The following is a 15,213-nucleotide window of genomic DNA, read 5'->3' as shown; positions in this document are numbered from 1 at the left end:
CCTCCTCCTCTCCTTGCACCGGCCTTGCAGTGCTGCAATGCAATAAGCCTCAGCCGACCCACTCCAGCATCCGACGGCTGGCAGCCAGGGCCTGCCGCACCCATTCGACCTGCCCGACTGCAGCCATCCGGACCTTGTGCAGAGCCCGTCACTACACACCGTGTGCCCCCTAAGGCCAAGATCCCAAGAGTCCGTTGCTGTTTCCGCGCGCGAAATTCACCGGTATGATGCGGCCCCTTTGATTCTGCGGTAAGTAAGACGCCTCGTCGGCGCGTTGCCGGATACTTAGCTTTTGGACTTGTCGCGATGAACCAGCCTCTCCCCACCGAACGAATGAAATTTGCGGACATTGAGGTCGGCACTCGCTTCTACGACGCGCTGAGCCAGGAGTTCTTTGTGAAATCCTCGGCCACCCAGGCCGTCATGGTGACCTGGCTTGCCGATGGAAAAACTCCGGATGATTTCGAACCCGATGACCCTGTACGCGTGTAAGCGCAGCTGAGGGGCCGGGCTGCCCCTCTTGTGACTACGCAGCGGGGGAACGCCGGCTGCACTCCGGGGGCTGGAGGAAGGATCACTTGTCCGGCGTACGTCAGGTGGCGCCCGCATCACGCGCCACATCCTGCGCAAACGGATGGATTTTGCATGGGCACGAGGCGGGCACGTTTTGCGCCCAATGCGGACACCCCCGCGTTTTCTTCCCTGCAAAGCAAAAAGGCCCAACCACCTGAGTGATTGGGCCTTGACGCTTGAAACTGGTTGCGGGGGCAGGATTTGAACCTGCGACCTTCGGGTTATGAGCCCGACGAGCTGCCAGACTGCTCCACCCCGCGTCTGGAGAGGGCGAATAATAGACAAGTTATCGCGGTACGTCAAATTTTATTTTGCGGTGCGCAAAAAAACGCCCCCGCGAAGCGGCCAGTTGGGCCGATTCCGCGGGGGCGATCCGGGGACTTTCGCGGCTTACTTGCCGCCGGTCGCCACTTCCTCGAGCTTGCTGAGGGAGACGTCGTTCTCCTTCACGCCCTTCGGGTTGGCCTTCATGTTGGAAGACCAGGTTGTGGAGTGGTTGCGCTTCACGTCGATGACGTGGCCAACCACCGGCATCACCGCCTTGTAGCCGTCGTCGCCAATGTCCGGGCGATTCTGGAAGATCATGAACTTCCAGAACTCGCCCTTCTGGTCATACATCTCGCCCAGATAGGGGCGCGGGAAGTTCACCTCCATGTAGACCACCTTCTTGCTGTAGGGATGCTCCGGCGGCGGTGTGCCTTCCACCACGTACACCTCACGGGGCTCCCACTCGATGTGCTTGGCCGGGAAGTAGTACGGTGCCTCGGTCAGACCGACGGACGGAAACTCCTCCGGCGTGTCGCGCTTCTTGGCGTCCACGCTGACCAGCGGGCTGTGGGCGACGGCCAGCACCCAGCGCTTGTCGACCAGCTTGTTGGCGCGGTACTTGGTCGGGAAGGCATCCCAGATGTCCCAGTCGTCGTAGAGTTGGTCAGTGCCGCCGATCGGGTCCATCCACGCCCCGCCGGACAGGCGACGGGTACGCCGCACTGACTTCAGGTAGGCCCAGGTGTCGTCGGGCTTAGCGGAGGTCGGGTCGTTGTAGCGGATCGAGAAGGTACCGAGGCCGCGGATGTCCTGCGGGCTGGTGGCGAACAGGTAGGTCTTCTGGGCGATGCTGCCATCGCCCTCGCTCACCGGTCCGCCGTCCAGGCGGCCTTCCATGTAGTAGCGGCGGGACTGCCAGCGCTGCACGCGCTCGACGCCGGTGGCGCCGCTGATGAACACGAAAGAGATGTCGCGCAGGTCCATCGTTGCGCCGTAGGTGGCGGCACGCAGGTTCCAGATCACCTTGTCGCCAGCGGTCGGATCGTCGAGCTTGATGGTTTCCGGCGGGAAGGGCATGCCCGACTTCCAGCCGCTCATGGTGCGGGTGGCCGGGTCGAACTTGACGTTCTTCACGTTGTCCTTGGTGGCGCTGACGTACTTCGGGTCCATCTCGATCTTCTTCGAGTTGGCCAGCTTGATGGTCAGGCCATGCTTCTTGATCATCGTTTCGAGCTTGTCCGGCACCATGCTGGCGATGGTCTTGCCTTCGAAGGTGTCGTTCTTGATCTTGTCGTAATTGTCCTTGGTGATGACGAAGCCAGCCTGCAGCTCGCCGGCCTGGGCAAGGCCGACGAAGCTGGCGCCGAGGCCGATGGCCAGGGCCTGACAGGCGAACTTGCGGCGGGCCGGATTCACTTTTGTTGTTGCGTTCATCGTTTTGTCTCCTCTGTGGAACTTAGAACTGACGGGTCAAACGGAAGGTGAGCTGGCTGTTGTTGGCGAAGTAGCCGAACAGCTGTACGCCGGGATTGGGGTCGAACAAGGCCTTGCTGGTGTGGCCGGACGTCCAGAAGATGTCGGCCTCGGCCTTGGCACGCCATTTGTCGCCGAGGACCAGATCGATGCTGGGAATCACGAAGCCGCCGCCGTGACTGACGTCCACACCGACCGCGATGCCCGGGTTGATGGTGTCGCCCTTGTAGTTGAGCACCGTGAACGCCGTCAGGATGGTGTTGTGCTCGGTGAGCGGCGCGCCATAGGCAAACAGACGGACCAGATCTTCCGAGGACTTGTGGTCGCGGATCCAGGTATCGAAGATCTGCACCGACGAGAAGGACGGCCGGTTGGTGCCGAGCAGATCCTCGAAGTGCAGGTTCTTGTCGGCCCGCAGCATCGTCGTCACCGTGTCCTTCAGCTTGATGCCGCCAAAGCCGAGGCCGGCCGCCGCGCCGAGGGTCGGATTGGTGAGCCCGCCGGTCCCGACGTTATAAGGCTGGTCCTTGGTGTAGGCGATTTCTGCGCTGAAGACGGTGTCGAAGGTGGCGGAATAGCCGCTGACGGTGGCGCCGAAGACGTCGATCTTGGGATGGATCAGATCGAACAGCGGGCCGGCCGCCACTTTCTTCCACGGCGCATACACCGAGTTGGCCACCGGGTCGGCGGCAAAGGTCTTCACGTAGGCCAGCGAGTAGTTGAGGGAACCCGCCTCGCCCGACCAGCGGATGCCGCCAGTCCAGTCATCCTTGTTGCCTTCCGGGTGCTTGCAGTCGTTGGTGGTCACCGCCGACAGGTCGAAGCCCCGGTAGGGCTGGAAGAACCAGCGTCCGCCGCGGATATCGTAGGTGTTGCCGATGTCCTTGCAGCGATCCAGGCCCGGCCGCACATAGGCGTGGATCTGGCCGGCAGCCTCCGGCACGTCGAGCTTCACGCTCGCCAGCCACAGGGGCTTGCGCCACTCCTCGTTCTCCCCTTCGAAGAACAGGCGCCAGCTCAGGTCGTAGCCATGGACCACATCCATCGCGTGGAAGAAGTCCGACTCGCCCCACACGATCTGCTGCTTGCCGATGCGGAAGGTGGCCCGGTCACCGGCCTTGAACTCGCCCCAGAACTCGCGCAGGTCGCCGGTGTTGTAATTGTCGAGGATGCTCGAATGGTCGCCACCGGTGGTCCCGGTGATCTTGCGCAGATCCTCCAGGTCGCGCAGGTAGGGCGTCATCGCCTCCCGGTCCACGCGGGCCACGGCCTTCCACTTGATCGGCCCGGTGGCGGCATCCGCATCGAGCAATATCGAGCCACGCAGCATCGACAGCTTGCCCTTGTCGTTGCCCCGGGTTTCGGGGATGTCCTGCAGGTTGAACGCCGCCCAGCCGCGCACATAGCCGCCGATATGGAAATAGTTGCCGTCCTGATCGGCCGCCGCGTCCTCGGCATGGGCCGGCAGATACGCCGCGCTCAGGCCGAGGGCCGCGCTGACGGCGAGCGCCAGCCTTCTGTTTGCCTTCATGTGTCACCTCCGCTTCTGTTGTTGTGGACAAGACTTGCCCCGCCCCCTGGCGCGGCTGCGCCGGGGGATGGAGACGGGTACGACAGGAAAATCAGGTGGCCTGGATCGGCTCGGCCGCGACGGCCTGCTCGATGGGATGGCGCTTGGAGCCGACGATGAACTCCGGCCGGAAGACATAGACCATCGCCGGCATCAGGAACAGCGCCGAGGCCGCCGAGATGAACAGCCAGATGGCGATCAGCACGCCCATGTCGGCCTGCAGGCGCAGGGACGAGAAACTCCACAGCACGACGCTGGTGACCAGGGTCAGCGCGGTGATCAGCACGCCCTTGCCGGAGGTGGAGATGGATTTGACGATGGCGCGGCCCACATCCTTGTGGTGGTGCAATTCCTCGCGGATGCCATCGACGATGTAGAAGCTGTAATCGACGCCGAGGCCGATGCCCAGCGCCACCACCGGCAGGGTGTTGATGTTCATGCCGATGCCCTTCCAGGCCATGTAGCTGAAGGTCAGCGTGTTGGACAGCAGCACCGGCACCATGAAGAACATGCCGGCCACCGTGGAGCGATAGGTGAACATGCAGCACGCCACCAGCACCAGCAGGGCAAAAGCGATGGATTCGATCTGCCCGGCGAGGATCACCTCATTGACCGCCGCCAGCACCCCGACCAGGCCGCCGGCGAGCAGGAACTCCGCATCCTCCAGCTTGTGGGCCGCCACATATTCCTTCACGCGGGCAATCGCCGTGCGGATCGTCTCGCCCTGGTGGTCGCGGAAGAACAGGGTCACCGCGCCGTTCTTGGCCTGCGGGTCGGCAAAGCGGTCCATGTCGCCGGGGTCGGCACCGGAGACGAACATGTACACCAGCTCGCCGTTCTCGTCGGCGCTGCCGCCGAGCTCCTGGTAGCGGGCATTGCCCTCGCGCACCACCCGCTTCACCGCCGGCAGGATGTCGGCCAGCGAGATGCTGCCGCCGACCTCGGGCTGGGCCTCCATGTATTTCTGGAAGCGCTCCATACCTTCCAGCACACTCGGCTCCTTCAGCGCGCCCTCCTTCTTGCCCTGCACCACCACGAACATGCGGTCGGAACCCTGGAATTTCTGGTTGATCGCCGTCGCATCCTTGTTGTAGGTGGAATCCGGCCACAGGATCGGCGAGCCCGGATTGGCATCGCCGACCTTCAGCTTGAAGGCGTACAGGCCGGACACCGCGAAGGCCACTGTCGCGCCGATCACCACCGCGAAACGCAGCTTCGAGGTCACCACGGCCGCGCACAGGCCGAGGATCCTCTGCAGCAGCGGATAGACGTTGACCGGATGGGCGTAGCGCTTGCGCACGCCGCACCAGGACAGCAGCACCGGCGTCAGCACCATCGCGCTGAGCATGATCGACAGGATCCACACCGTGCCGATGTAGGAGATCTTCTCCAGCATCGGGATCGGCGTCAGCGCCACCACCAGCACGCAGCCGGCGTCGGCGACGATGGCCAGCATGCCGGGCTTGAACAGGTTGAGCAGCGCCGCCCGCGCTGCCGCACCCGCCGAGGTGGCACCGGCCGCGACTTCATCGTCGAAGCGCGACACCAGCTGCACCGAGTTGGAGATGGCCTGGGCGGTGATCAGGAAGGCCACCACGATGACCAGCGGATCCAGGTGGAAGTGCATCAGCTTGGCCGCCCCCAGGGCCCAGATCGCGCTGACCAGGCCGGTGATCAGCGGCAGCAGGGTGCCGTGCCAGGTGCGCGTGATGAGCAGCAGTAGCACCACCAGCGCGCCGACCGTGACCATGAAGATCTGCAGCGTCTCGCCCAGGTAGTGATTGACGAGGCCGTACAAGATCGGCTCGCCGACCACCCGCACCAGCACCCCGTCGCCGCGCGCCGCGTCGGCGATCTCCTCGATCTGCTTGTAGGCCTTCACGTAGTCCACCGCGCCGTCGATGAAATCGGCAGTGATTAGCGTGGCGCGCATGTCGATGGACACGTAGGGCCCGTACACCAGCGGGTTGTTGAGCACCGCCTCGCGCAGCGTGGCGATCTCCCCGGCGTCCTTCGGCAGGCCGGGCCACATCAGCGGCCGCGACTCGATGCCCTCGGTGGAGGCGCGGACCTCCTTCATCTTCTTCGAAGCGAGGGAGGCGATCTGGTAGGTATCGACGCCCTCCACTTTCTGCAGCGCCTGGGTGATCTGCTGAACCTTCTTCAGCACCGTCATGTTGAACACATCACCCTGCTCCACCTCCAGCATGATGCTGACCATGTTGGAGCCGCCGAAGGTCTGCTTGAAGCGGTTGTTCACCTCCACGTAGGGATGGTTGCGGGGCAGCAGGTCGCTGAAGACCGTCTTCACCTCGATCTGCGCGGCCAGATAACCCATCACGCAAGTGAAGCCGACGATGGCCGACACCACCATCACCCGGTACTGCAGGACCAGATCGATCAGGCGCGCCAGCGCCCTGAACGTCGCGTTTTTCATTCCTGTTTCCTTGTCTGAAATTGGAGGGCACTCAAGAAAACGCCGGGCCACCCCAAGTTTTCTTGTCCCCCTCGGGGGGCAGGCTGGGCAAAGCCCGGCCGTGGGGGCACCTGTCAGTCGCGGCCGAGGATGCGCAGCCCGTCCTGGTGCAGCAGCGCCAGGTTGGCGCCGGCCAGCACGTAGTCGTCGGCGGTCTTGACGATCTGGGTGTGCCAGGACAGATCCTGGTCGGAGATGCGGCTGGCCTTCCAGGTGTCGGCCTCGGGGCCGGCACTCACGCGGATACCCTTGTCGCCGACGGCAACCCAGCCGGCGCCGTCCCAGATCACGCAGTTGAGGTGCTCGCGGGTCGGCGGCGGCACATCCTTCCAGCTCGCACCGCCGTCGCTCGTGACCAGTACCGTGCCGGCCAGCCCCACCGCCACACCGTGCAAGGCGTCGCGGAAGCTCACCGACATCAGGCTGGTCTTGACCGGGCTCGGCACCGCCGCCCAGCTTTGCCCGCCATCGGTGCTGCGCAGGATCTGGCCGAACTCGCCGACCAGCCAGCCCGCCTGGCCGACGAAGGCGATGTCGTTCCAGGCCTGGTCCTTCTCGTCCAGCGCGCGGGTCCAGGTGGCGCCGTAATCGGCGCTCTTCAGCACCGCCCCCAGCTCGCCGACCGCCCACGCCACACCGTCGGCATAGGTGTGCACCTGCAGCAGCTTGTTGGCGACTTCCGAGTGGGGCACCTTGACCTCCTTCCAGGTCTTGCCGCCGTCCTCCGTCACCACCACCAGGCCGCGGTTGCCGACCGCCACCGCACGCTGCGCATCCCACGCGGAGATCGACTGCAGGTGGGTCGCCACCGGGCTGTCCTGCACGCCCCAGGTCTGGCCGCCGTCCTCGCTGCGCACGATCTTGCCGTTGGAACCGGCCGCCCACAGGGTCGCCCCGCCGGGGGCCACCACCCCGTAGAAGGCATCGCGACGCTCCAGCGGGCGGGCCTTCAATTCACCCGCGCTCGGTTCGGCCTTCACGAAAAAGGCCGCGTAAAGCAACCCGCCGATGATCGCCACCGGCAGCGACGAGGTTCCCACCGAGGTGATCGCCCGTGCGCCTTTGCCGAGTTTATTGATCGCCTTAAGCATGTCCGCCCCCCAATGCTGATTGCCCGCAGGCCGGACGACAGGAAAGATGTGTCTCCATGGCTTCTCCATTCCCATTTATTGGATTTGTGGATTTCGATTCGGAGGACGCCCGCTTCCTGCCAGGGGCGCGCTTATATTTGTCTCAATAGACTCTTGCTGCTCAATGCAAGCACCGTCTTATATCCGTCCGCCCGCCGGCCGATATGCGCCAAACGCTCGAACGCCTCCTTGACGGAGAAATAGCAACTTGAGTGCCAATCGAGCCAACAACAAACAATCCATAAAAATCAAAATCTTAAGAAATACGACACCCCGCCATCGGACTTGCGGCGTAGCAGCAAAGCGATTGACAGCGTCCGAGAATGCTTCGGCCAATCGAACGACTGTCGGACGAATCGGCGACGACGGGTTTTATTTCCAGACGACGCTGGCCGATTCACACCGCCCCCCGGAATTCAAGCCAGTCGAGCCGAGCGAATCAATTGCCATAACGCTGTTGAGAACAATGCACAGTGACCAGACACTGCTTCTTTATCGCCACAATCCGGCAGGCACGCACCACTTATCCATTTCAGTTCTTAAGAACGGACAAACGAGGTGCCACAAAAACACCAAAAACAATAAACAAACCCCCGATTGCAGTACGGAACCCGACTTATCTTTCCCCTCAACAAGATCAAGCCAAAATCATGAATGAACCCCTCTTTGGCATGCCCCGTGCAAAGCCCCCTCCCATTTCTCATGTATCCAAAGACGAAGGGGACTTCATGGCAGCACACGTTTCAAACTCGCCACACCAGGCCAGGAACCGGACACCAGCGAGCTATCGGGCACTCTCCCCGCTGACACTCGGGATTCTGACCAGCCTGTCCGCACTGAACGCCCCGCTGGCCCTCGCCGCAGACTCCCAGGCGTCGCCGACCGCCCTGCAGGCCGAAAACGCTCAATTGCGCGCGGAGATCGAAGCCCTGAAGAAACGGCTCAACGAGAAGGAGCAACAGCCGGCCAATCCGCCACCGACAGCGCAGAGCGTGACAGTCCCCCCGCCAGGTGGCCGGAACAGCCCGGAAGCAGCCGAAACCTCCGGCCAGCCGCTGGAGAACGTCGTCGTTTCCTCGCGCCGCAAGACACCACTGGCCACGCTCAAGGAAACACCGAAGTCCATCTCCGTCGTCTCGGGAGAGGAACTCAGCAGACTCGAGACCAACAGCTTCCGCAACATCCTCACGCGGATCGGCAATGTCGGCGCCACTTACACCAACCCTCAGGCCGGCAGCCTGATGATTCGCGGCGTCGGCTGGGCCAGTGGCGCAGGGCCTCTGGACCCCAGCGTGGGCGTGACCGTCGATGGGGTAAGTTACGGCATCAGCGGCCTGGGCTCCGCGTTCAACCATATCGACGTGGATACGGTCAGCGTGGCCCGCGGCCCTCAAGGCACCCTGGGGGGCAAGAATGCGAGCATGGGCGAGATCGTCATCAGGAACAATGTGCCGAGCTTTACGCCTGAAGCCAGCGCCTCGATCACCTATGGCCAGCTCAATACGCTAAGCACCAAGGCCACGGTCGGCGGCCCCCTCATCGACGGACTGCTGGCCTGGCGCGGGAGTTTCTCCCGCGAGCAGGCCGACGGCCTGTACAAGAACCTCAACGACCCCAACTACAGCTACAAGAATACGGACCGCACCTACGCCCGCGCGCAGTTTCTGCTGACGCCCTCCACGGATTTCTCGGCCCTGCTGAACCTCGACTTTTCGCCCGTGAGCAAGGAGTTCTCGGACAACTACGTCAATTTCCCCCGTGCCACGCCGGCCTATTACGATTCCCGCAATGCAAGCGGCGAGCTCATCGCCGTAGACCAGCGCAATGAGCCAATCGGCAGGCTGTCACGCCCGTGGTTCGCCCGCGAAGCACGCTACACGACCGCCGATTACACATCCAATCAGATCAACCGCCTCAGCCAGAACCCGAACAACTATGGCTCCAAGGGGGTCTCGACCACCTTGAACTGGAACCTCGGCGGCTTCAATCTGAGCTCGATCAGCGCTTATCGTGATTTCTATTTCGACTCGGGCGGCGGCCCGATCTCGGTCTTCGACATCGACCGCTCACCGTCCACCGGCCATGTCGAATACCAGCAGATCAGCCAGGAATTGCGCCTGAGCTCTCCCAAGGGCGGCGCGGTGGATTACCAGACCGGCCTGTACTTCTTCAACAGCAAGATGCCGGAGCGCTGGACCACCGCGCGCCACGGTTCGGATGCCGGGGCCTACTACGCCAGCGCTCCGCAATATGCACGTCTGGATGCGGACAACACGGGCCGGGTATTGATGCAGGATTCGATCAACCGCCTGTTCACCAAGACCCGCGATCAGATCGACAACACCAGCTTCGCCCTCTACGGAAACGCCGACTGGCACCTCAGCGAAGCGCTCAAGCTCAACGCCGGCCTGCGCCTGACGCAGGAGGATCGCCGCACCACCTCCACCCGCCTGGTGGAAGACCAGGGCTACGGATCGGATCTGAATCCGCTGAGCATCAACAATGTGCGCCTGGCGGCGGCTGGCGTCACTCAGACGCAGCTGGACGACACGCTGGCCCGCAAGTACTTCGGCGCGGCCTCCTACAGCGCGCTGAATGCAGCTCAAAAGCAACAGATCACAGATGCCCGCGCGATCCGTCGCGCCCGTCTGGGCAGCCTTTATGGGGAGACGGAAGCCGAAACCTTCGAAGAGTTGCTGCCCACATTCACCATCAGCCCCAGCTACAAATTCAGCGATCGGCACACCGGCTACCTATCGTGGCAACACGGGGAAAAAGCCGGCATTTCGCAGATTGTGGGGGCCTCCGCTACCGGGGGACGGTCTGCGCCGGTGAAGGCAGAAAAGAGCAATGCCTACGAGCTGGGATTGAAATCCAGCCTGCCGCAACAGGATCTGGTCGTTGGTGCTGCGCTATTTCTGCAGGACATCAAGAACTACATTCAACCCATGTACTTCTATGACGAGGTCCAGACCGTCCTCAACAATGACGGCAATCTGGCTTACACGGCAGGCCTGGGGAATGTACCCAAGGTTCAGACCAAGGGCCTGGAACTCGACGTCAGCTATTCGGGACTGCGCTATACGACGATCCGCTTTGCCGGTGCCTACACCGACGCGCGCTACAAGAAGTTTCCGACCCTGGCCAAACCCGCGGAGCTCGGTGGCACAACGACGCCCTATTACGACGCCTCCGGCATGACGCTGCCGGGCTCGGCCAAATACACCTTCAACCTGTCCGCCGATTACGTTCGTCCCGTGCTGGATGACAAGATATTCCACTCGACGGTGAACTATCGCTATACGAGCAGTTTCAACAACGATCCTTCCCTGTCGCGCTACTCCGAGGTCGACGCCTTCGGAGTGACCGATCTGGCCGTTGGCCTGGGCCGTCGGGATCGCCTGGTGGACGTGAACCTCATCGTGAAGAACATGTTCAACACGAACTCCGGCTTTCTCGGCACCTGGAACAACTACTTTCCCAGCCAGCCCCGCTGGATAGGGGTCACCGTCAGCACCCGCCTGCAGTGAACTGAGCCAGGGCGTGGTCGCGGGGTTTGCCCCCCCACGACCACGCCCTGCTCACAGGAAACCGGCCTGCTCGACCAGATAATGGGCGCCGCCAATCGACAGAACGCCGGCGGCGATCAGCACGCTCTGCTCGACGGTGGCACCGAGGCGGGTGCGCCGGTGCAGTCCGGGCATCAGGCCCGCTGCGGCCACGTAGAGCATGCTGGCGCAGGCCAGCGCGAGGAGCACCGGCACCGCAGCGCGCAGGGACGGCAGGGCCAGATGGGCCAGCAGCGCGCCGGCCGCCATGGCCAGGCTGGACAACAGGTTGAAGGCCAGCGCCCGGCGTCGGCTGTAGCCGGCGTTCAGCAGCACGACGAAATCGCCCAGTTCCTGGGGAATCTCGTGGGCGATGATGGCCGCCGCAGTGATCAGGCCGAGCGGCACGCTCTCGGCGAAAGCCGCGGCGATCACCAGGCCATCGACGAAATTGTGGAAACTGTCACCGAGCATCACCAGCATGCCGCTGCGCCGATGCCCGTCGTCGGAATGCCCGTCCTCCGCATGCCCATGGATGGCGTGGGGCCCGTGATGCCACAACACCAGTTTTTCAAGCAGGAAGAACAGCAGCACGCCCCCCAGCACCAGCGCGCTGGTCTGCCCGGCATCGCCGGAAGCCTCCAGCGCGTGGGGCAGGATTTCCAGGAAGGCCGCCCCCAACAGGGCACCGACCGCATAGCTGATCAGGCGGGACAGCAGCAGCGGGCCGAAGTGCACCGCGACGATCGCCGCCGCCCCCACGGACAACAGGCCACCGGCCAGGCAGGTCAGCATGCACAGGGTGAAGGGCGTCATGCAGGCAGCTTTCGGGTTTCTAAATGGGGAACAGCGGGAGAGGGCCCGTGGGGGCGAATTCATTCGCCCGCGGAGATCGATCACCGTATGGAGGGCGAATGAATTCGCCCCTACAAGGGGGAGGATCAGGAAAATCCGCGAGAAACAAAAAGCGGGGGATGGGCCGCCGGACGGTCCATCCCCCGTCAAGGCTAGGCCCGGAGGCGGGCCAAGCTTTCCAGGACAAACTCGGGTCGCTGGGTCTCAGGGATCTCGACGAAGTAGAACTGCCCCGCCGCCAGGGCCGGCAGCGCAGCCCCCTCCCACAGGGGCTTGCTGACATCCACGCCGGTGGACACCGGCACGGCGGCCTGGAAGGCCGACGACAGCACCGCGTCGAACTCCGCCAGCACCGGCGATTCGGCCACCGCCGTCCCATGCGGACGCAAAGCCAGCGACCAGCGGTAGTGGTGGGCCACGTTGATCAGCGGACGGTAGCGCTCCAGGTCCGTCTCGCCCAGCGTCGCGTCATCCGGGTGCTCTTCCAGCAGCACCCCGCCCACCGGGCTGGCCGACACGGCGCGCAACAGGTCCGCCATGTACATCGCGGCGTCCTCGATGCCGTCCGGGTCCAGCTCCACGTCGCTGCGCCCAGCCAGCTGGTTGGCATGCAGCAGCCAGTGCTTGGGCGACGGCATGGCCAGCACCAGCGGGGTCTGGCCGCGCAGATTGGCGATCACCGCCTCCACCACTTCGGCCAGGAGCTGACGCGGCGCGTCCTGTTCCAGCAGCTTGCGCAGCGGATAGGACAGGCGCCGCTTCGACCCCAGCTCGGCGCGCACCTCGGGGTGGTGCGCCAGCCAGGCATCGAAGAGCTCGCCGACTTCCACCACGGCCACGTCGGGACGCAACAGGCCCTGGGCCTGGGAAAAATAGGCCAGGAACTGGGCGGCACCCTGCCACGGGTCGCCCCCTTCCCCCAGCAGCAGCCGGCGGGTATAGGCCGAAGCCTTCAACCACACCTTGAGGCCACTGCCACCCTTGCCGGGCAGGCTGTCGGCGAGGCTCTGGCTCATTGCTTTTCACCTCCCATGGCGCCCAGGGCGACGAGACGGCTTTCCAGTTCGGCGATGCGCACGTCCTTCGGATGGGGCATGTAGTTGGGACGCGGGCTGTCGGCGTCGCGGAACTTGTCGGGGCTGCCCATGTAGAGCTTGCTCACGTCGTCACCCCAGCAGCCGAAGTAGGCCAGGTGGGACGGCGGGGTCGGCTTGCTCCAGGTCTTGATGAACTCGGCGTACGGCACGCCACGGGCGATCCGCGCCTTGCGCTCGGCGTCGCGGGCGGCGGCGGTGGCCTCGTGGTTGATGGCCAGCGTCGTCGGGTCGAACTTGACCTTGTAGAGCCGCTCGGCGACGCCCGGGGACATCAGGCCTTCCTCGATGTCGCGGATCACGCCGGCCGGGTCGCGCTCCAGCAGGTCGCCGTAACCGGCGCCCGCGCCCTGGGAGATCATGAACAGCTCGCCGCGCTTGGAGATCTCGAAGCCCATGCCCATGTGGTGGGTGGTGTAGCTGGCGCCCTCGAAGGGCTGCTCGTTCATGATCTCCTCGATGGAGTGCTTGAACTTCTCCGGCTCGTTCATCAGCACGTCGTACACATCCACGCCCTTGACCTTGCACAGCGGGTAGGAGCCGCAGGCGTAGCCGCCGAACAGGCCCTGCAGCGGCGGGAACTTGGCGCCCTGGCAGACCGTCATGAAGCCCCACTGCTCGCTGTCCTTGGTGGCCACCATCATGGTGTAGCCCTGGCCGCCGCGGTACTTGCCCGGGGCGATGGCGTCGCGGGTCATCTTCTTGGAGACGAGCTGCAGGAAGGGCACTTCCTCCTCGTTGAGCTCCTGCTCGCCGATGTCTGCCATGGTCGCGAAGATCGGCGCCAGCGCGTGCTCGCCGTCCCGATCCACGGTGGCGCCGGCGCCCATGCCGTTCAAGTCGGCACACAGGTTGCCGAGCGTCTCGCCGTGCTGGCTGACCCCACCCCAGATGAAGGTGTTGATCATGTTGAAGGTCGGCGCGTGGACCTTGGTGTACTTCTCCGGGCAGCTGTACAGGAACTTGGCGACCGCGTGCTGGCCGGCGGTGAAGCCGGTGAAGATCGACATCAGGCTCTGGGAGTTCGGCGCGTCGTAGGAGCAATTGACGATCGAGTGCGGGTCGGTGATCACTTCGATCGGCGCGAAGGCCGCCTGGCCGCGCGGCAGATCGGGCCACACGTAGCACAGGAAAACCTGCGCCAGCATGCCCTTGAGGCCGGCCACGATGGTGTTGGTGGCGCGGTTGGTGAATTCCGGGCTGGAGCCGCGGAAGTCGAAGATCAGCCGGTCGCCGGTCTTGGTGAGCTGGCAGTTGATCTTCACCACGCAGTTCTCGCGCAGCGTCGAGTCCTGGATGATGTAGGTCCGCACGGTCATGTCGGGCCATTCGCTGACGCGGCGCTTCACCTCGGCACGCACGTTTTCCATGGTGGTGCGCAGCGTCGAGATCAGCGCCTCGGGGCCGTCGGTGTTCAGCGTCTCCTCGATGCGCTGCTTGATGCGCAGGCAGGCGAACAGCTTGACCTTCATGTCCTCGTACTGCAGCTTGGGCTCGCGCACCGAGTTCTGCAGGAAGGTCAGAATGTCGCGCTTGATCTGGTAGTTCTCGACCACCTTGAACGGACACATCTTGAGGCCTTCGTCGCAGGGGCTCTCGGCCATCGACGGCATGCCGCCCGGCTCGATGGCGCCGTTCTCGCCCTCATGCACAGTGGAGGCGACCCAGCACACCAACTTCCCGTCGTGGAAGATCGGCAGGATCATCGACTGGTCGGTGTTGTGCACGTTGCCGTAGCGGGAGTCGTTGTGGATGAAGCCGTCGCCTTCCTTCACGCCCACCGTCGGGTCGTTCACCCAGTTCTTGATGATGAACTTGATCGGGTGGTGCACCAGCGCCGAGAAGATCAGCACCCCGCCGGCACTGGCGATGGCCAGGTCGCCCGAGGCGGAATACACCCCGGTGATCACGTCGCCCCACTTGGCGCCGGGGGCGGCGCCCATCTGCTCGACCATCTCGTAGCCTTCGTCGCAACCAGCCTGGATGCGGTCGCGGATCTTGGCGATGGTGTGGGCGTCGCCCACCTTGCGCATGCATTCGTCCTCGACCTCGCTGCGCGGCATCAGGTCGTGGTTCTGCATGATCTCCGGGTCGGGGCCCAGGAACAGGGTGGTGTCGTTGAGGAACTTCTTGATCAGCGCCACTTCCTCGGGGCTGGGCACCTTGGCCGCAACCGGCGTATTCATTTCGCTCATTTTCAATCCTGTCGTCTAGTTAGCTTGGATCG

Annotated in this window: 10 protein-coding genes and 1 tRNA gene; 3 read left to right on the top strand and 8 right to left on the bottom strand. The window is 63.9% G+C overall.

The window, feature by feature from the left end; translation table 11 throughout:
* Positions 1 to 306 precede the first annotated feature (306 nt).
* On the top strand, positions 307 to 492 hold the full coding sequence (locus B4920_RS28925; RefSeq protein WP_139379563.1) for a hypothetical protein: 186 nt from the start codon (positions 307 to 309) through the stop codon (positions 490 to 492).
* A 264-nt stretch (positions 493 to 756) separates the two neighbouring features.
* Here the strand turns inward: B4920_RS28925 and B4920_RS19090 are convergent.
* The 5 genes from B4920_RS19090 to B4920_RS19070 form a co-directional block, all read right to left on the bottom strand.
* Positions 757 to 833: transfer RNA gene (locus tag B4920_RS19090), tRNA-Met, on the bottom strand.
* A 130-nt stretch (positions 834 to 963) separates the two neighbouring features.
* Complete coding sequence (locus tag B4920_RS19085) at positions 964 to 2,274, bottom strand: DUF1329 domain-containing protein (protein WP_079436269.1); 1,311 nt, start codon at positions 2,272 to 2,274, stop codon at positions 964 to 966.
* Positions 2,275 to 2,296: 22 nt separating this feature from the next.
* Positions 2,297 to 3,844, bottom strand: coding sequence for a DUF1302 family protein (locus tag B4920_RS19080; protein WP_079436268.1), 1,548 nt, complete (start codon positions 3,842 to 3,844; stop codon positions 2,297 to 2,299).
* 91 nt (positions 3,845 to 3,935) lie between these two features.
* The gene (locus B4920_RS19075; RefSeq protein WP_079436267.1) at positions 3,936 to 6,320 is read right to left on the bottom strand and encodes an RND family transporter; all 2,385 of its coding nucleotides are present in this window, start codon (positions 6,318 to 6,320) and stop codon (positions 3,936 to 3,938) included.
* Between the two features lie 113 nt (positions 6,321 to 6,433).
* Complete coding sequence (locus B4920_RS19070) at positions 6,434 to 7,450, bottom strand: YCF48-related protein (protein WP_079436266.1); 1,017 nt, start codon at positions 7,448 to 7,450, stop codon at positions 6,434 to 6,436.
* Between the two features lie 247 nt (positions 7,451 to 7,697).
* On the opposite strand from B4920_RS19070, the gene B4920_RS28920 reads away from it, so the two are divergent.
* Entirely contained in the window at positions 7,698 to 8,147 is a 450-nt protein-coding gene (locus B4920_RS28920) for a hypothetical protein (RefSeq protein ID WP_139379562.1), read from the top strand.
* A 70-nt stretch (positions 8,148 to 8,217) separates the two neighbouring features.
* Positions 8,218 to 11,019 (top strand): TonB-dependent receptor, encoded by a 2,802-nt coding sequence (locus B4920_RS19065; protein WP_161493341.1) that lies wholly within the window; start codon positions 8,218 to 8,220, stop codon positions 11,017 to 11,019.
* 51 nt (positions 11,020 to 11,070) lie between these two features.
* On the opposite strand, the gene B4920_RS19060 is transcribed toward B4920_RS19065, so the two are convergent.
* The 3 genes from B4920_RS19060 to B4920_RS19050 form a co-directional block, all read right to left on the bottom strand.
* Complete coding sequence (locus B4920_RS19060) at positions 11,071 to 11,853, bottom strand: ZIP family metal transporter (protein WP_079436264.1); 783 nt, start codon at positions 11,851 to 11,853, stop codon at positions 11,071 to 11,073.
* A 191-nt stretch (positions 11,854 to 12,044) separates the two neighbouring features.
* Positions 12,045 to 12,908 (bottom strand): hypothetical protein, encoded by an 864-nt coding sequence (locus B4920_RS19055; protein ID WP_079436263.1) that lies wholly within the window; start codon positions 12,906 to 12,908, stop codon positions 12,045 to 12,047.
* Entirely contained in the window at positions 12,905 to 15,181 is a 2,277-nt protein-coding gene (locus tag B4920_RS19050) for a hydantoinase B/oxoprolinase family protein (RefSeq protein ID WP_079436262.1), read from the bottom strand. The genes B4920_RS19055 and B4920_RS19050 overlap by 4 nt, the downstream gene beginning before the upstream one ends.
* Positions 15,182 to 15,213: the final 32 nt, after the last annotated feature.

Source organism: Zoogloea sp. LCSB751 (genome assembly GCF_002028455.1).
In the GTDB taxonomy this organism is placed as follows: Bacteria; Pseudomonadota; Gammaproteobacteria; order Burkholderiales; family Rhodocyclaceae; genus Zoogloea.
Note: the sequence above shows the minus strand (reverse complement) of the source record. Positions and strands in the feature narration are given on the sequence as shown.